Source organism: Marinovum sp. J2-8 (genome assembly GCF_055808435.1).
In genome coordinates this window covers 102602-121285 of record NZ_JBVVRZ010000007.1, presented here as the reverse complement: position 1 = coordinate 121285, position 18684 = coordinate 102602, and the positions used below count along the sequence as shown (strand labels likewise).

Below are 18684 nucleotides of genomic sequence, written 5' to 3'. Positions count from 1 at the left end.
ATACAAGGTGAGGCTCATGTTCAATTCTCTTAGCCGGGTGATTTGCTTTGTCTTGGCAGCCACTTTGCCCGGGCTTGCCCCGGCGCAAGAGGTCGACAAGCTGCGGGTTTATGTCTGGGGCAATTCGCTGATCGACCATCCGACCGAATCTGATGGCACGGCGGTGCCTTATTGGCTGAACCTTCTGGCGGCGGCGGATGGGCGTGATCTCGCCCTGAGCGGTGAATATACCTTTGGCATTGAGTTTCCTGACAAAATCCCGCCAAGCCCGACGTGGACCTTTCCCGGCGTCACCCCGTCCTATACGGCGGAACAGGGGTCTTTTGCCGCTGCGGATATTGATACCGTGTTGATAAACCCGGAAAATTTCATCCAGTATCAGGCCCCGGATGCCGTCTATGAAGGGAATATTCCCGACCAACGCTCTGCGATCAGCGGCACGGTAGAGTTGGCGAAATGGGCGATGCAGGATGGGGCGCGTCCGACCGTGTTTCTTTATGAAGGCTGGGCCGAAATGAAACGGTTCCCGCCATTGTGGTGGCAATATAGGCGGTATCAGGCGTTCACCACCGGCGATTATCACGATTGGTATCTGGATTATCACGCCGGGGTTGCGGCGGCGGTGCCGGAGCTGGATGTGCGTCTGATCCCGGTTGGGTCGATCCTGACCGGGTTGTTGACCGAAGGCCCCTTGCAGGAACTCACGCCGGTGGATCTTTACACGGACGATGCGCCGCACGGCACGCCGACCACCTATCTGATCGCGGCGCTGATCACCTATTCCGCGCTGTATAATGCCCCGCCGCCCGCCGATTTTTCCCGGTTCGAGGATGCGCATCCGCTGCTGGTTGCCAATTATGCCGCCACCGCCGAATTCATCTGGCGCCATCTGGCAGATTTCACTGCCCCCCGGCAGCGGGCAGAAAACACCGAGGTTGAGCGGGGCAGTCACACACCGCTCAAACAGGCAGAGGCCCCTGTGCCGATCCCGGCCGCCAATACCACCGGGCTGGAAAATCCTTCGCTTGGGATGGGGTTGAACGGGATTGCGGATTGGTCAACCCAGCAGCCGTTTGTCGATGTGATGAAAACCGCGCGCCGATGGGTGGGGCACACCCAGAGCACATGGGGCGCATGGAGCTATGAGGATCTGTTGGCGGATGGGGTGTTCGATGATCAGGGCTGGGTCACCCGTCTGCCGGATGGGGTTGACCGGATCGAGACCTTTGTCCTGACGGAATTGCCACAAGAGGTGCAATCGCTCCGGGGCAGTTACCGGATGACATGGAAGGGCAGCGGGACTTTGGATGTTGTCGGGCTGGCAAAGGTGCAGGCGCGCAACGATCACGAAATCTGGTTCAACTTCCGGCCTGACGATGACACGGTTGCGGTTCAGATCCGCGAAACCGACCCCGAAGGCACCGGGGATTACATCCGCGACATCGCGATTGTGCATGAAAATCACATTCCGCTGCATGAGGTCGGCATGGTGTTCAATCCCGATTTTGTGGCCCGGATTGCCGATCTGCGCAGCCTGCGGTTCATGGATTGGATGTTCACCAATGGCTCTGACAAGGTGACATGGCAGGATCGCGCAAGGGTCAGTGATTACAGCTATGCCCAACGCGGCGTGCCGGTGGAACATCTGCTGACCTTGGCCAATCTGGTTGGGGCGGACCCTTGGATTCCGATGCCACATATGGCCGATGACGATTTCATCCGCCGCTACGCCGAAACGGTCCGCGACGGGCTTGATCTGCGATTGAAGGTCTATGTGGAATATTCAAACGAGCTCTGGAACCGGATTTTTCCGCAAGCGATCTGGGCCGGTCAACAGGCCGAGGCACGTTGGGGGGATGCGGCGGGCGACAACGGCTGGATGCAATTTGCCGGGATGCGCGCGGCAGAGGTCGCTGATCTGTGGACCGATGTGTTTGGCGATGACGCCCCGGCGCGGCTGGTCAATGTGATCGCTGTCCAGACCGGCTGGCCCGGGTTGGAGGAACCGTTGTTGCAAGCGCCGTTGTGGCAGGCCGAGGGCCATGAAGCACCGGTCACCCGGTTTCAGGCCTATGCGGTGTCGGGCTATTTCGGCCATTCCATTGGCAGTGAGGACGGGGGCGGTCAGCTTCGGTCGTTGTTGGATGAAGCGGCGGAAACCGCCCGCGCGGCCGGCGCGGCGCAGGGATTGCAGCGGGTGGCGCTGCGCGAATATGTGCGGGAACATCGGTTCCAGGGCACAATTGCCCCGACAATTGCCCGGCTGCGCGAAGGATCTTTGGCCGAGTTGACCGAGGAGCTTTGGCCCTATCACGCCGGGGTTGCCGCCAAACATGGTCTGGCGCTGGTGATGTATGAGGGCGGGACACATATTCAGGGCCAGGGGCCATGGCTGGAAGATGCGGATATGACCGCCTATTTCCATCAGCTGAACTACACGCCGGACATGGCCGAGATCTATACCGATCTGTTGCAGGCCTGGCGGGCCGTCGGCGGAACGATGTTCAATGCGTTTGTCGATGTCGGCGCGCCGTCGAAATACGGCAGTTGGGGGCATTTGCGGCATCTGGACGACAGCAACCCGCGTTGGGATGCGTTGATGGCCTTTGACCGCGACACGCCAGCATGGTGGGAGGTCCGCACAGCAGAGACCTTCAGAAACGGTGTGATGTCCCGCGGCACTGATGGTGCGGACAGGATCGAAGGCAGCAGCGAAGAAGATGTCTTGATCGGGTTGGGCGGTGATGATGTGTTGATCGCACATGGGCGCGGCGATTTTCTGCATGGCGGGGCCGGCAATGATGTCGCCGTTCTGCCGGGGGCCTATGGCGATTACGGGTTTGATATGGCGGGGGATGTTCTGCGGATTTGGCGCGGCGCACAGGTAAGCCATCTGCGCGATATTGAAACCGTGCGCTTTGCGGATATCGAAATTGGTGCCGACCTGTTGCAGGCGCAGTAAAGGTTGCAGGCAGGGGGACAGGGGACGCGAACGGTGTCGCGTTCAGCCCTGCGACCGCCGCATTTCTTCGACAATCACCTCTGCGCCCAGGCTGGCGCGATAGTCGCGTTCGATCCGCGCGCGTCCGGTTTCGCTGAGGTGGCTGGCCAATGCGGGATCTTGATGGATGCGTAGAATCGCTGCGGCCAGCGCCTCTGGCGACTTTGGCGCCACCAACAGACCCTCGACGCCGTCGTCGATCAATTCCGGCACCCCGCCGGCATTGGTGCCAATGGTCGGCACGCCACAGGCAATCGCCTCCATATAGGCGACGCCCAGAGGTTCATGCCAGCTGGCTAGGGCAAAGATGTCTGCCCCCAGCAGTTTCGCCTTGACCGCGGCGGCGTCAATCGCGCCCAGCAGGGTGACATGTTCCGTCAGCCCATGTTGCTTGATCAATTGTTCCAGCACCAGACGGAAGCCGCTGCCACCGTCGTCATCCTGTCCGGCGATTTCCAACGTCACATCATGGCCGTCTGCACGCAATTGGCGCACCGCCTCGATCAGATCCTGATGGCCTTTGACCACATTCAACCGCCCGCAGGAAAAGACCCGGATCGGCCCGCCCGGTTCGGACGGAACATAGGGGGCGTCTCGCCGGAGGTAATCCGTATCCACCCCCATCGGGCGCAGAATCAGACGCGGCAGATCGTCCGGCAGATCGGCCTGCATTTCGGCAATCAATTTGCGGGTGATCACGGTGGCGAATTTGGCATTGCGCCACTTATAGCGCTGGGCGCTGCCATAATCGGACAACGGCCCGTGCAAGGTCAGGGAATAGCTTGGCCCGCCAAGATCCTGTGCCAGCGCCGCAATCAGCGCCGCGCGGGCGCAGGAATGGACATGCACATGGGAAATTCCCTGCTCCGCACAGTGATCGCAAAGCGCCTGTGCCGCCGCCGCACAGATTGCAGCATCCTTGACCACCGAGAGGCCATCGCGGCGGATTTCCCGCCAGAGCGCAGGCCACGGCAGCCGGGGCAGAACCGACAAGGCAGAGGTCAGAGACACCTCGCCCAGATAGGTTGTGCGGGCCATCGCCGCCGTCGACCATTCATGCGAGATCAGCCCAGCGGGCGGCTTGCGGGTGGAAAACAGCACCGGCGTGATGCCGGTTTTTTCCATCGCCGCAATTTCACGCCAAAAGAAAATATGTGTCTGTCCCGGAAACTGCGGGACGAGATACCCGATTTTTTCCCCTTGTGACATGCAGCCCATCCATCGTTTTCCCTTGCCGCATCATGGTTTGGCCACAGTTGCATGTATAGTCCACAGAGAAGAACAAAATTGTTATGAGTTTTATCGTGTCGTTGAACCAAAACTTTATTTTGGCGGTGGTAATCCCTGCCCACAACGAAGAGCGTTGGATTGGTGCCTGTCTTGATGCGATAATTGGGTCGAAAGGTCCGGATCATGCGCAGGTGATTGTGGTCGCAAATGGCTGTACGGATCGGACCGGTGATGTGGCACGCGGGTATGCGGCAGAATTTGCCGCGCGGGGCTGGCATCTGGATGTGGTTGAGCTGGCCGAGGGCAGCAAGATCGCGGCGTTGAATGCCGGGGATGCAATTGCGCGCGCGCCGGTGCGTGCCTACCTGGATGCTGATGTGGTTGTGGATGGTGATGTGTTGGGGCAATTGGCGCAATTTTTGCAGCAGGACGGCGCGGCCTATGCCAGTGGCACGCTGGAAATTCCTGATCCGGACAGCGCCCTGTCACGCGCCTATGCCCGGATTTACCGCCGGGTGCCGTTTATCCGTCAGGGTGTTCCGGGATGCGGGTTGTTCGCGGTGAATGCCGCCGGGCGTGCGCGCTGGGGCGATTGGCCCGCGATCATTTCCGATGACACATTTGCCCGTTTGCAGTTTGCCGCGCGGAACGTCATGCGGTGCCCGGGCGGTATCGCTGGCCCCTGGTCGAAGGTTGGCCCGCGCTGGTGCGGGTGCGCAGGCGCCAGAACATCGGTGTTGATGAGATCCGGGAAAAGTTTCCCGCGCTGGTCGCCAATGATGATTCGGTGACGCCAGGTCTGGGCGGCAAGCTGGGGCTGGCGCTGCGCGATCCGTTTGGCTTTGCGGTTTATGCCGGGGTGGCGCTGGCGACAAAATTCGGCGGCGACGCAGGATGGAGCCGCGGCAGATGAGGGCAATTGCGCGGAAATTGAGCGGCGGGTCCCTGACGGCGCGTGCTTTGCGGTCCGGTCTTTTCACCGTTGGTGGCTTTGGCATGACCCAGCTGGTGCGCCTGGGCTCGAACCTCATTCTGACCCGCATCCTCTTCCCCGAGGCTTTTGGCCTGATGGCGCTGACCATGGTGTTTCTGCAAGGGTTGCAGATGTTTTCCGATGTCGGTGTTTCGCCCGCAATTCAACAAAGCAAACGGGGCGACGACGCAGATTTCCTTGATACCGCCTGGACCATTCAGGTTGTCCGGGGGTTTGGGCTTTGGCTGGCGGCCTGTGCGATGGCCTGGCCGCTGGCGCAGTTCTATGACGAGCCGCAGCTTGTGATGCTCTTGCCATTGATGAGCCTGACGCTGATCATTCAGGGGTTCAATCCGACCAAAATGGAAACCGCGAACCGCCACCTGATTCTGGGGCGGGTGACGCTTCTGGAAATCGCGACCCAGCTGGTGGGCGTGTTTTTCGCAATTTTGCTGGCCTATTGGCTGCAATCGGTTTTTGCCTTGGTGGTGTCGGGCATCGTGTCGATGGCGGCCCAGCTTTGGCTGAACATGAAATTCCTGCCCGGACGGGGCAATCAGTTTCGTTGGGAAAAACCTGCGGTGCAGGAGCTGATAAATTTCGGCAAGTGGATTTTCCTGTCCACCCTTGTCGGGTTCCTGTTCCATCAGGGCGACAAGATCATTTTGGGCCGCTACCTGCCGATTGATCAGTTTGGCGTCTATAACATCGGTTTCTTTCTGGCGTCCTTCCCGATGTTGTTGGGAATGGTGGTCACCCGCAAGGTGCTGATCCCGATTTACCGCGAAACACCGCCCGGTGCCGCGCCCGAAAACTTTGCCAAGCTGCGGCGGATGCGGGTCATGGTGACCTCTGGCTTGATGGTGCTTCAGGCGATTTTTGCCGCGTCGGGGGTGTGGTTGGTCGGGGTGATGTATGATGATCGCTATGCCATGGCGGGGCCGGTTGCGGTGGTGATTGCGATTGCGCAATTGCCGCTGATCGTCGCGCTGACCTATGATCAGACGGCGGTCGCCGCCGGGGACAGCCGCAGATTCTTTGGCCTGCAATCGGCGCGGGCCACCTTTATGATCATCGGCTTGTTGGCCGGTGTGCATTTTGGCGGGTTGTTTGGTGCGATTGCTGGCCAGGGCGTGGCGATGATTGCGGTCTATCCGGTGGTTGTTCGCCTTGCCCGCAAGATGAAGGCCTGGGATCCGATGCATGATCTGGTGTTTGCCGTGGTCGGCGGTTTGATTGCGCTTTTGGCCTGGATGATCAATGGCGCGGCGATCATGACACTCTTTCCGGGGGCGGCGACATGATGTGGAATCGGGCCCTGCCAGACGGGCGAATGCGGCGCTTGCGCCGGGAACTTGCCCTTAAATTACCTCAATTTGAAACTACCTCCGTTTACCGGGGGCATACGGGATTGTCGGATGTCTATTGAACATGACCTCGCTCATTTCAGCGAGACTGATATTGCGATTGTTGGAATGGCGGCCCGTTTGCCCGGTGCGGCCAATATTGCCGCGTTTTGGGATAACCTGCGCAACGGTCGATCCTCAATTCGCCGGCTCAGTGACGAGGATCTGCGCGACGCAGGCGAAAGCCCCGGTCTGATCCATCACCGCAACTATGTGCCTTTTGCTGCGCCGCTGGATCATTTTGCCGATTTCGATGCCGAATTCTTTGGCCTGTCGCCCAAGGATGCCGCGATCATGGACCCCCAGCATCGCCAGTTTCTGGAATGCGCCTGGGAGGCGATGGAAACTGCCGGCCATATGCCCGACACAGCCCCCGGCCCGGTGGGTGTTTTTGCCGGCAGCGGCATGGGCAGCTATTTCTATTTCAATGTCTGTTCCAACCCCGATCTGGTGGATGGCACCGGCATGTTCCTGTTGCGCCATACTGGCAATGACAAGGATTTCATGGCCACGCGTCTCAGCCATATCCTTGACCTCAAAGGGCCGTCGCTGAACCTGCAAACCGCCTGCTCCACCTCGCTTGTCGCGACGCATTACGCCGCGCAATCGCTGATCAACGGCGAATGTGACATGGCGCTGGCGGGGGGCGTGACCATCGAATTGCCGCAGGGGCGGGGGTATCTTTTCAAGGAAAACGAGATCCTGTCGCCGGACGGCGCGTGCCACGCCTTTGACCACCGGGCCGAGGGCACGGTGTTTGGCTCTGGCGTTGGTGTGGTGGTGCTGCGGCGGCTGGCGGATGCCATTGCCGACGGGGATCACATCTGGGCGGTGATCAAGGGCAGCGCGGTCAACAATGACGGCGCGGCCAAGGCCGGCTATCTCGCGCCCTCGGTCGCGGGTCAGGCCGCTGCGATTGCCGAGGCACAGGCGATGGCGGGCATAAGTGCCGAGACCGTCGATTATATCGAATGCCACGGCACCGGCACCTATCTTGGTGACCCGATCGAGGTCGCGGCCCTGACCGAAGCCTTTGCCGAAACCACCGACGAAACCGGATTTTGCCGCATCGGATCGGTGAAAACCAACATCGGCCACCTGGACACTGCTGCCGGGGTTGCCAGCCTGATCAAAGCGTCTCTGGCGCTGACCCATGCGGAAATGCCGCCCAGCCTGGGGTACGAAAAACCAAATCCGGCGATTGATTTCGAAAACTCGCCGTTTTCGGTGAATGACCAACTGACCCCATGGGGTCGCCGCAGTGGTCCGCGTCGCGCCGGGGTGAATTCGCTGGGGGTTGGCGGCACCAACGCACATGTGGTGCTGGAAGAGGCCCCGGAACGCGCCGCCTCGGAAGAGAGCGATTGGCCGTTTCAGATCCTGACCGTGACCGGACGCAGCAAAGCAGCGGTCGAGGCAAACGCCCGCGCGCTGGCGGCCCATCTGCGCGCACATCCTGAGCAAAAACTCGCAGATGTGGCCTATACGCTGGAAACCGGTCGACGCAAGTTTGAACACCGCCGTGTTCTGGTCGCTGAAAACCATGAACAGGCGGCGGAACAATTGGAAACGCTCGATCCGCGCCGGGTGTTTGCCCATACCGCGTTGGACGCGGCGCCCGATGTGGTCTTCATGTTCCCCGGCGGTGGCGCGCAATATGCCGGTATGGCGCGGGATCTCTACGAGACAGAGCCGGTCTTTGCCGACTGGATTGATCGTGGCCTCGATATTCTGCAACCGAAGCTGGATTACGACATCCGCGCGCTTTGGTTGCCGCGCGAAGAGGACCGGCAACGGGCCGATGAGCGGTTGAAGCAACCCTCGGTCCAGTTGCCGTTGATCATGATCGTTGAATATGCGCTGGCGCAGCTTTGCCTGTCCTGGGATGTGACGCCAAAGGCGCTGGTCGGCCATTCGATGGGCGAAAACACCGCCGCCTGTCTGGCGGGCGTGATGTCGTTCGAAGACTGCATTGGTCTGGTGCATTTGCGCGGGCAATTGTTTGATACCGTGCCTGCCGGTGGCATGCTGTCGGTCTCACTCTCGGCAGAGGCCCTGCGGCCTTACCTTGGCGACGGGCTGGACCTTGCCAGCGTGAACGCACCGGATCTGTCGGTGGCGTCAGGTTCCGACAAGGGCCTGGAAGATTTGCAGAAACGGCTTCAGGCGGACGGGATTGATTGCCAGCGCGTGGCCATCGACATTGCGGCGCATTCCGCCATGCTTGATCCGATCCTGGATGATTTCCGCGCCTATCTGCGCAGCATCGACCTGCATCCGCCGCGCATTCCGATCATTTCCAACCGCAGCGGCGCGCCGCTCAGCGATGCCGACGCCACCGACCCGGATTACTGGGTCGGGCATCTGCGCAATACCGTGTTTTTTGCCGATTGCATCGCCACATTGGCCAAAACCCCGAACCGGGTATTTCTTGAGGTCGGTCCGGGCAAGGCGCTGTCGTCGCTGGCGCGCCTGCATCCCGACCTGCCGGGAAATCAGGTGCTGGGCACGCTGCGCCACCCCGAAGATGACATTGCCGATGACAGCTATTTCATGGCCGCGCTTGGCCAGCTTTCGGCGCTGGGCGTTGCCATCGACTGGCCGCAGATCTGGGGCGAGGCACGGCGCAATCGGGTGATCCTGCCGACCTATGCCTTTCAGCACCAGACGTATTTCATCGAACCGGGCAAGGTTCAGGACAGCCGCGCAGAGGCCTTTCTCATGCGCGATGATGACATTGCCGGATGGGCCAGCCGTATGGCCTGGGTGCCCCAGCTTGCGGCCTGCGAGGTGGATGTAGAAAGTGAGCTGTCACTCATACCCCGGAAACCTGGCTTGTCTTTATGGATGATGCCGGACTGGCGCGCCCGGTGGTGGACCGGCTGCGGGCGGCAGATCATTCGGTGATCGAAGTCTGGCCGGGTGATACATTCGCCCGCGCGTCAGATACCAGTTATGTCCTGTCACCAGAACGGGGGCGCGAAGGGTTTGACCTTTTGATCCGCGATCTGATGGCGCGGGGGATCGTGCCATCGCGTGTGGCGCATTTCTGGTTGGTGACCCGCGACGAAAGCCACCGGCCCGGATCATCGTTTTTTCATCGTGTTGCGGAACATGGCTTTTACACGCTTCTGTTCCTGGCGCAGGCGATGGAAGACGAAAACCTGCCAAAGCCGCTGCATATCACGGCCTTTTCCAATGGCGCGGCGCGGGTGCGGAACGAGGCGCTGCCATGGCCCGAGAAATCGACACTTGCCGGTCCGCTGCGGGTGATGCCGCGCGAATTGCCGGGGGTGACTACGGCGCTGGTGGATCTGGTCCTGCCCGAAGGGCGTGGCCGGGGACGCGAGGCGCAATTGGCGGATCTGACCAATCAGGTGCTCGAAGATCTGGTTGCGCCGCCGACGAATGTTCAGGCCGCATTGCGTGGCACAAAGCGCTATGTGCGTGTGCCGCGCCCCATTCCCCTGCCAGAGGTGAAGGCCCCGGCGGTGCGCGCAGGCGGGACATATCTGATCACCGGCGGTTTTGGCGGCATTGGCCAAAGCATCGCGGCCCGCCTGATTGCAGAGGGCGCCGCCAATATCGTGTTGGTGGCCCGCAGCGCCCTGCCGGATCGTGCCGAATGGGATCGCCATCTGCGTGGCCATGGCCCACAAGACGCAATCACCCGCCGCATTCAGGCGGTTCAATCGCTGGAGGCGCGCGGCGCAGAGGTGATGATCGCCGCCGCAGATGTCAGCAATCTGCAACAGATGCAGGCGGTTGCGACGGATGCCCGCGCCCGGTTTGGCGACATCCATGGGGTGATACACGCTGCGGGTGTGATCGACGACGCGCCGCTGTTGACCAAGAACCAGATCGGCATTGAAAATGTGCTGACGCCCAAAATTCATGGCACCCAGGTGCTGGGCCAGGTCTTTCCCGATGGCGATCTCGACTGGTTGGTGCTGTTTTCGTCCAGTTCGACGGTCACGGCCCCGGCGGGTCAGGTCGATTACGTGGCGGCCAACGAATATCTGAACGCCTTTGCCCGCGCGCGGGACGGCGGCAAGACCCGTGTGCTGGCGTTGAACTGGGGGATCTGGGCCGAGGTTGGCATGGCCGCCGATGCGGTCGCAGAGCGGACCGGTGTCACGCCCGAACCCCCCAGCCTGCCGCTGGATATGCCGTTGCTGGACCACGCCACATTCGCCACCAATGGCGATCGTCAGTTCGAGGCATCCTGGCAGCCCAAGGACAATTGGGTTTTGGACGAACACCGCACCCGTAGCGGTGTCGCCGTGCTGCCCGGCACCGGCTATCTGGAGCTGGCCGCCGAGGCGCTGAAGGCGCAGGGCGAGACCGGCGCCTTTGAAATTCGCGATCTCACCTTCCTGCGTGCCCTGCAAACCCCGGATGACGTCGCAACCGATGTGCGCCTGCGGCTTCACCGCAGCGATGCGGGATATGTCATGTCCTTGCGCAGTGCGGTGGATCACGCCGGGCGCACCGGCTGGCAGATGCATGCCGAGGCGGAATTGTCGCTGGCCCCGCTGGCCGCGCCGCAACAGGTGGATTTGGCGGCCATTCGCGCCCGATGCGCGGGCACAAATTACAGCGACATTCCCCTGCGTTCAGCTCAAGAGGTGCATCTCAACTTTGGTCCGCGGTGGCGGGTTCTGCACGCCAAATCCCTGGGCGAAGGCGAGGGCATTGCCGATCTGGCCCTGCCGCCAGAGGCGGCCGGGGATGGCGCAGCCGGGACATTGTTGCACCCGGCGATGATGGACATTGCCACAGGCTGGGCAATGGAATTGATCGAAGGCTATGACGCCGCCGCCCTTTGGGTGCCGATGTCTTATGGGCGGGTGCGGGTGTTTGGCCCCTTGCCCGATCGGCTGGTCAGTTGGGTGCGCAACGCCGGGGCCAACAGCATGTCCGATCCGGTGGCGCGTTTCGACATCACATTGATGGATGAGGCCGGCACGGTCTGTGTCGCCATCGAAGGGTTTTCCATCAAACGCCTGGATATCGAGGGCGGTTTGACCGCCGCGCCAAAGCCGAATGCAAATGAGCTGGAATTTGACGACGCCGATACGGTGCAACCCCTGTCCGCCGCCGAGGAACGGCTGCAACATAATCTGGGTCAGGGTATTCGCCCGGAAGAAGGCGCCGAGGCCTTTTTGCGCGCCCTGGAAACGGATGTGTCCCAGCTTGTGGTGTCCTCGCTTGATCTGAACGCCCTGATTGCCCAGGCCGGTGAAACACGCGATGACACCTCGGGCGGTGCGGCATTTGAACGGCCTGAACTGGACAGCGATTTCGTCGCGCCAGAGACCGATATCGAACGCACCCTGGCGGGGTTCTGGCAGGATCTTCTGGGGGTAAGCCAGGTCGGGGTCGAAGACAGTTTTTTTGATCTTGGCGGTCATTCCCTGATCGCGGTGCGGCTGTTTTCGATGATCAAAAAGGCCTACCGCACCGAATTCCCGATTTCGGTCCTGTTCGAGGCGCCCACAATCCGCGCCTGTGCCGCATTGATCGAGGCGCGGGTCGGCCCGTCGGAAAGCAGCGCCGCGCCACAGACGTCAGAAACCGCCCCCCGCCGCTATACCCATATCGTGCCCATGCATGAGGGCGAGGCGGGTCAGAAAACTCCGTTCTTCCTGGTCGCCGGCATGTTTGGCAATGTGCTGAACCTGCGTCATCTGGCGCATCTGATCGGGGCGGATCGGCCGTTTTACGGGCTTCAGGCGCGCGGGCTTTATGGCGATGACGCGCCACATGACGACATCCGCGAAGCGGCGCGCGACTACATTGTCGAACTTCGCCAGGTCCAGCCCAATGGCCCCTATCTGCTGGGTGGATTTTCCGGCGGCGGGATCACCGCCTATGAAATGGCACATCAGCTGGAGGCCGCGGGCGAAGAGGTTGCCCTTGTGGTGATGCTCGACACGCCATTGCCGGTGCGGCGCGGGTTGGAATGGCGCGACCGGCTGTTGATTCAATGGCAAGAGCTGCGCAAACAGGGCGTGATGTATCCGCTGCGCTGGGCGGCCAACCGCATCCGCTGGGAAATTGCCAAACGCCGGGCTGTGCCTGCGGATGCTTCACCTGAACACCAATTCCACAACGGGGCCATTGAAGCCGCGTTTTATCAGGCGATTGCGCGCTATCCGATGCGCGATTGGTCCGGCAACCTGCATTTGTTCCGCCCGCCGCTGCATGGCAAGTGGCAGGTGTCCGAGGGCCGTTTGGTGGACAGTGACCGGGCCTATGTCCTGCATGACAACGATTGGACCGGGCATGTGCCGGGGGTCCAGGTCGAAGAAGTGCCGGGCGATCATGATTCCATGGTGCTGGAGCCAAATGTGCGGGTGCTGGCCGCCCGGATAAAAGCGGCCATCGACGCGACCGAGGTTGCCACCACGTCACAACATCACCCAAGAAAGGCCGCCGAATGAGCGATCCCCGCCTGCTGGCTGTTCTGTTGAATTTCCGCACCCCCGACATGTGCAAACGCGCCGCCGAGACGGCGGTTGCTGCGTTGGACGGATTGAACGGCGAATTGGTGATTGTCGACAATGACAGTGGCGATGGATCTTATGAGATCCTGCGGGACTATGTGCGCGCACAGGACTGGCCGCATGTGCGGGTTGTGGCGTCGGGCCACAACGGTGGCTTTGGCGCGGGCAACAACGTCGGCATTCACGCCGGTCTGTCCAACGGCAGCGCGCCGGATTTTGTCTATATCCTCAATTCCGATGCCTTCCCGGAACCGGACGCAATCCGGGTCTTGCGGGATTGGCTGATTGCGCATCCGATGGCGGGCATTGCCGGAAGCCGGATTTACGGCGAGGATGGCGCGCCGCATGTCACGACCTTTCGGTTCCCGTCGGTCGCGGGCGAATTTGAACATGCCATCCGCTTTGGCCCGGTCAGCCGCGCGCTGCGCAACAGCCGCGTGCCAATGGAGATCCCCGATCATGCCATGCCGGTCAATTGGTTGGCCGGGGCGTCGATGATGATGCGGCGCGAGATGCTGGATCGCATTGGCGTCTTTGACGAGACCTTTTTCCTGTATTTCGAGGAAACCGACCTCTGCCTGCGTGCCGCGCGCGATGGTTGGGACACCTGGTATCTGCCGCAAAGCCGGGTGATGCATATCGGATCGGTGTCGACCGGCATGCGCAAATGGGACCGTATCCCGCAATATTGGCTGGATTCGCGGCTGTATTATTTCATGAAGAACCATGGTCGCCTTTATGCCGCGCTCGCAACCCTGGCCCATGTCGGCGGCGGGGTTCTTTGGCGGTTGCGGCGGGTGATCCAGCGGAAACCCCATGCCGATCCGCCGCATTTCCTCGGTGATCTATTGAAACATGATGTGTGCGCCGCATTTGGGCGTCGCCCGACCAAGGGTGCCACACCGGCCCCCCGTTCTGACCAGCAAGGAGATTGTCATGACCCCCTTTGAGACCGTGATTGTTGGCCATGACACGCTGACCGGTGAATGTGCCCGCCAGATTCTGGACCGGGGGCATCGCATTGCCGCTTTGGTCACCCGCAACGCCGATCTGCGCCAGTGGGCCACCGATAAAGGTATCCGGGTCGAAGCCCCGGGGCGTGATCTTGGCGCGCGGCTGGATGGGCTGGCCTGTGACTGGCTGTTGTCGATTGCCAATCTGGACATCCTGCAGGCCGATCTGTTGGCTTTGCCGAAACGCGGTGCGGTGAATTTCCACGACGGGCCGCTGCCGCGCTATGCCGGGTTGAACGCGCCGGTCTGGGCGCTTCTGCAGGGCGAGGCCCGTCACGGCATCACCTGGCACAAGATCGAGGGCGGGGTAGATGAAGGTGATATTCTCGTGCAGCGCATGTTTGATGTCGCGCCAGAGGACACCGCCCTTAGCCTCAATCTGAAATGTTACGCGGCGGCGGTCGAAAGCTTTGCTGAGCTGTTGACCCAATTGGAATCCCCCGCGCCGCAGTCCCAGACTCAGGATTTGGCGGCCCGCAGTTATTTTGGCCTGAATGATCGCCCCGCTGCGATGGGCATGTTGCGTCTGGATCTCCCGGCGACGGATGTGGCGCGTATGGTGCGGGCATTGGATCATGGGGGGTATCTTAACCCGCTGACCACCGCGAAACTGCGGATCGGGGATCGGCTGGTCGTTGTGTCCCGGGCCGAGGTTGTCCCCGGTTCCGGCAGTGCCGGCACTGTTTTGGCGGTGGATCCGGCAAACGTGACGGTGGCCTGTGGTGAGGGCGCGGTGCGCCTGTCCGGGTTGCGCGGATTGGATGGCGCAGACCTTGATGTGGCGGGTGGTCTCGCCGTTGGCGATCAATTGCCTGTGGTTTCAGAGGCGGATGCGCAGGCGCTGACGGAACTGGGCGCGACACTGGCCCCCGCAGACCGGTATTGGCGCAAACGGTTGGGCGATTTTGCCCCGGCGGCGCTGGTCGATACCACCGCCGAGGGCGTTGGAATGGCGGCAATTTCCTTTGCCTGGCCTGCGGCGCTTTCGCCGGATCAAAAGGCCGAGGCGGTTGCGTTTTGGGCTGCACAGAGCATGGGCGCGGCACAGGCCGACATTGCCCTGACCCACGCCGGTTTGGATCACGGGTCGCAGGATTTCGCTTTGAACTGGGTGCCGTTTCGGGCCGGTGATGACCTGACGAAACTATTGGCGCGCGCCGGCGTTGCAGCTGATATTGGGCTGCGCGATCCCGAAATCGGTGCGGTACATGTGCCGGATGTTGCCTTGGTTTTGGCGGGCAAAGCGCCGCTGGCCGGGGCCAAGGTCACGGTCACCGCCGATGGCACGCTGTACCATGACCGGGCACGTATCGGCGATGCGATGGCGCAATTGCTGGCCCATCGTCTGACCACAATCGCCGAGGCCATGGCGCAGGGGGACAGCGCGCCGCAGATGCCCGCGACAGAACGCGATCTGCTGTTGCATGGGTGGAACCAAACGCAAACCGCCTTTGACGAGGCCACGACAATTCACCGGTTCTTTGAAATCCAGACCAGCCAAACCCCGGACGCCCCGGCGCTGGTCACCGGCGGTGATACCCTGACCTATGCCGAGCTGAATGCCCGCGCCAATCGCGCCGCGCATGTGCTGCGTGCCAAGGGGGTGGGACCGGGGTCGCTGGTTGGGCTGTGCACCCATCGCAATGCCCATCTGGTGGCGGGCGCGCTGGCGATCCTCAAGGCCGGGGGGGCATATGTGCCGATGGATCCGGCTTATCCCGCCGATCGGCTTGCGCTTTACCTCGAAGACAGCGGCGCGACAGTTGTGCTAAGCGAAAGCGCGCTGCGCGACACATTGCCGGACAGCAACGCCGAGGTTTTGCTGCTCGACAGTGACGAGGCACTGAACGGCGCGGCGGATGACAATCCCACAGCAACGGCGATGGCGACCGACCTTGCCTATCTGATCTATACCTCCGGCTCGACCGGGCGGCCCAAGGGCGTGATGGTCGAACACCGCAATGTGTCGAATTTCTTTACCGGCATGGATGCCCGTATTGGCCGCGACACCCCCGGCAGCTGGCTGGCGGTGACATCCCTGTCGTTCGACATCTCGGTGCTGGAAATTTTCTACAGCCTTGCCCGTGGCTACAAACTGGTGCTGGTGAACGAGGAGCAGAAGCTTGAAACCTCGGTTGCGGGCGACGGCATGGAATTCAGCCTGTTTTACTGGGGCAATGACGATGGCGTCGGGCGGGACAAATACCGGTCCTTGCTGGAAGGCGCGAAATTCGCCGATGAAAACGGGTTCTGCGCGGTCTGGACGCCGGAACGGCATTTCCATGCCTTTGGCGGCCCCTATCCGAACCCATCGGTGACCGGTGCCGCGGTGGCCGGCGCGACCAAGAATATCGCCGTGCGGCCGGCAGCTGCGTTGCGCCGCTGCATCACACCGCGCGCATTGCCGAGGAATGGGCGGTGATTGACAACCTCACCAATGGGCGCGCCGGGCTGGCCATCGCCAGTGGCTGGCAGCCGGATGATTTCGTGCTGCGCCCGGAAAACACCCCGCCCGACAACAAACCGGCAATGCTGCGCCAGATTGACGAGCTGCGCCGTCTTTGGGCCGGGGAACCGGTGGAATATGCCAAAAAGGACGGCACAATGCATGCCGTCGTGACCCAGCCGCGCCCGGTATCCAAAAAGCTGCCGATCTGGGTGACCACAGCGGGCAATCCCGCAACCTGGAAAGAGGCGGGCAAGATCGGGGCAAATGTCCTGACCCATCTGCTTGGCCAGTCGGTGGATGAGGTTGCGGGCAAGATCGAGATCTATCACGCCGCCCTGCGCGAGGCCGGTCATGACCCGGCGGATTTCAAGGTGACGCTGATGCTGCACACCTATGTTGCCGCCACCCGTGACGCGGCGCGGGACGTGGCGCGCGAACCGATGAAGGGCTATTTGCGTTCCGCCGCCGGGCTGATCAAGCAATATGCCTGGGCTTTTCCGGCGTTCAAACGTCCCGAAGGGGCGACAAATGCCTTTGATCTGTCGCTTGATGGGCTCACGGATGAGGAGATGGACGCGATCTTGGATTTCGCGTTCCAGCGTTATTTCGACGATTCCGGTCTGTTTGGCACGGTCGAGGATTGTGTCGCGCGGGTGGACAGCCTGAAAACCATTGGCGTGACCGAAGTTGCCTGTTTGATCGACTATGGCATTGCGGTGGATCAGGTGCTCGATGGGCTGCGCCCGCTGGCCGAGGTTCTGCGCCGTTGCAACATCGGGGCGGACACCGATTATTCCATTGCGGCCCAGATCGCGCGGCATGACGTGACCCATCTGCAATGCACCCCGTCGATGGCGCGGCTTTTGTTGTTATCGCCAGACACCCGCGCGGCATTGAGCCGGGTGGATCAGATCATGCTGGGCGGAGAGCCGCTGGCAGGCGCGCTGGTTGACGAGCTGCGCTCTATGACCGACGCGAAAATTGAGAACATGTATGGGCCGACGGAAACCACGATCTGGTCGTCGACGGCACCCGCCACCGGCGGAGAGGCGATTTGCGACATCGGCACCCCCATCGCCAACACCCAGATGTATGTGCTGGACGAGGCGGGCGATCCGGTGCCGGTGGGCGTTGTCGGGGAATTGTTCATTGGCGGCGACGGGGTCACGCGGGGGTACTTCCAGCGTGACGATCTGACCGCAGAACGCTTTGTTGCCAATCCATTTGCCCCGGGGCGGATGTATAACACCGGCGATCTGGCCCGTTGGCGCGCGGATGGTCGGATTGATTTCCTTGGCCGGGCGGATACCCAGGTCAAGCTGCGCGGTTATCGCATCGAACTGGGCGAAATCGAAGCCCGGCTGGAGGCGATGGCTGGCGTCAAACAGGCGGTTGTGGTGGTGCAGGGCGGTCAAACGCTGGTGGCCTTCCTGAACGGCAGTGCCTCTGCTGACGATCTTCGGCGGGATCTGGCGGCGGATGTCCCAGATTACATGGTGCCGCAACGGTTTGAAAACGTATCCGAATTTCCGTTGACGCCCAATCGCAAGGTCGACCGCAAAGCCCTGTCAGAGCGGAGCCCCGCGCCCGTCACAAAACCTGTTGCGGCGCCTGTTGCACCACAATCGACTGTGGCTGAAGCGCCGGTCGCAACGCCGAAGGGGCAGATTGACCTCGATGATATTCAGGCCCGAATTGCCGATATCTGGCGTGCGACATTGGGTGTTGCTGACATTTCACCAAGTTCGAATTTCTTTGATCTTGGCGGGCATTCGCTTTTGGCGGTGCAGGTGCATCGCGAATTGCGCAAGGAACTGGGCCTGCCCCGGTTGTCGATTGCCGATGTGTTCGGATTTCCGACGCTTGCCGGGCTGACCGCGCGCATTGGCGAAATCGGCGGCGCAGCGCCAGCACGAAAAGTGCGCAATGTGCCACCGCCGCCTGCAAATTCTGTTGCGGTGCCGCGCCCGGCCCAGGCCGACACCACACCAGAAAGCGACAATCCACGCGCCTCGGCGCGACTCTATGCTATGGCCCGTCGGCGTGAAATGCGCGCCCGGCGCGGGGCATAGGCCATGATGTGGTCGGCAACAGGGTGCCGCA

Annotated in this window: 7 protein-coding genes and 2 pseudogenes; 7 read left to right on the top strand and 2 right to left on the bottom strand. The window is 61.6% G+C overall.

Translation table 11 applies throughout. From position 1 onward, the window contains the following. The first annotated feature begins 16 nt into the window (after window positions 1-16). The gene (locus AC0L4F_RS19015; RefSeq protein ID WP_244690967.1) at window positions 17-2962 is read left to right on the top strand and encodes a calcium-binding protein; all 2946 of its coding nucleotides are present in this window, start codon (window positions 17-19) and stop codon (window positions 2960-2962) included. Window positions 2963-3004: 42 nt separating this feature from the next. On the opposite strand, the gene epsE is transcribed toward AC0L4F_RS19015, so the two are convergent. Beyond that, on the bottom strand, window positions 3005-4210 hold the full coding sequence (epsE, locus tag AC0L4F_RS19010) for an exopolysaccharide biosynthesis GT4 family glycosyltransferase EpsE (RefSeq protein ID WP_244690966.1): 1206 nt from the start codon (window positions 4208-4210) through the stop codon (window positions 3005-3007). Window positions 4211-4293: 83 nt separating this feature from the next. Here epsE and AC0L4F_RS19005 point away from each other — a divergent pair, with 83 nt between their 5' ends. The 4 genes and pseudogenes from AC0L4F_RS19005 to AC0L4F_RS18990 all read left to right on the top strand — a co-directional run bounded on the left by AC0L4F_RS19005 (window position 4294) and on the right by AC0L4F_RS18990 (window position 13056). Continuing rightward, complete coding sequence (locus AC0L4F_RS19005; protein ID WP_348524133.1) at window positions 4294-5022, top strand: glycosyltransferase; 729 nt, start codon at window positions 4294-4296, stop codon at window positions 5020-5022. Then, on the top strand, window positions 5019-5144 hold the full coding sequence (locus AC0L4F_RS19000; protein ID WP_348524132.1) for a hypothetical protein: 126 nt from the start codon (window positions 5019-5021) through the stop codon (window positions 5142-5144). Before AC0L4F_RS19005 ends, AC0L4F_RS19000 begins: the two co-directional genes overlap by 4 nt. Next, window positions 5141-6508: an oligosaccharide flippase family protein gene (locus AC0L4F_RS18995; RefSeq protein ID WP_244690965.1), complete on the top strand. Its 1368-nt coding sequence runs from the start codon at window positions 5141-5143 to the stop codon at window positions 6506-6508. The genes AC0L4F_RS19000 and AC0L4F_RS18995 overlap by 4 nt, the downstream gene beginning before the upstream one ends. A gap of 114 nt (window positions 6509-6622) precedes the next feature. Then, a pseudogene (locus AC0L4F_RS18990) lies at window positions 6623-13056 on the top strand (type I polyketide synthase). On the opposite strand, the gene AC0L4F_RS18985 reads toward AC0L4F_RS18990, so the two are convergent. Then, window positions 13032-13466 (bottom strand): hypothetical protein, encoded by a 435-nt coding sequence (locus tag AC0L4F_RS18985; RefSeq protein ID WP_473446883.1) that lies wholly within the window; start codon window positions 13464-13466, stop codon window positions 13032-13034. The pseudogene AC0L4F_RS18990 and the gene AC0L4F_RS18985 sit on opposite strands and share 25 nt — an antisense overlap. Window positions 13467-13974: 508 nt before the next feature. On the opposite strand from AC0L4F_RS18985, the pseudogene AC0L4F_RS18980 reads away from it, so the two are divergent. Continuing rightward, window positions 13975-17775: pseudogene (locus tag AC0L4F_RS18980) on the top strand (MupA/Atu3671 family FMN-dependent luciferase-like monooxygenase); the annotation flags it as partial. Window positions 17776-17819: 44 nt separating this feature from the next. Then, on the top strand, window positions 17820-18653 hold the full coding sequence (locus AC0L4F_RS18975) for a phosphopantetheine-binding protein (protein WP_473446899.1): 834 nt from the start codon (window positions 17820-17822) through the stop codon (window positions 18651-18653). The last annotated feature ends 31 nt before the right edge of the window (window positions 18654-18684 follow it).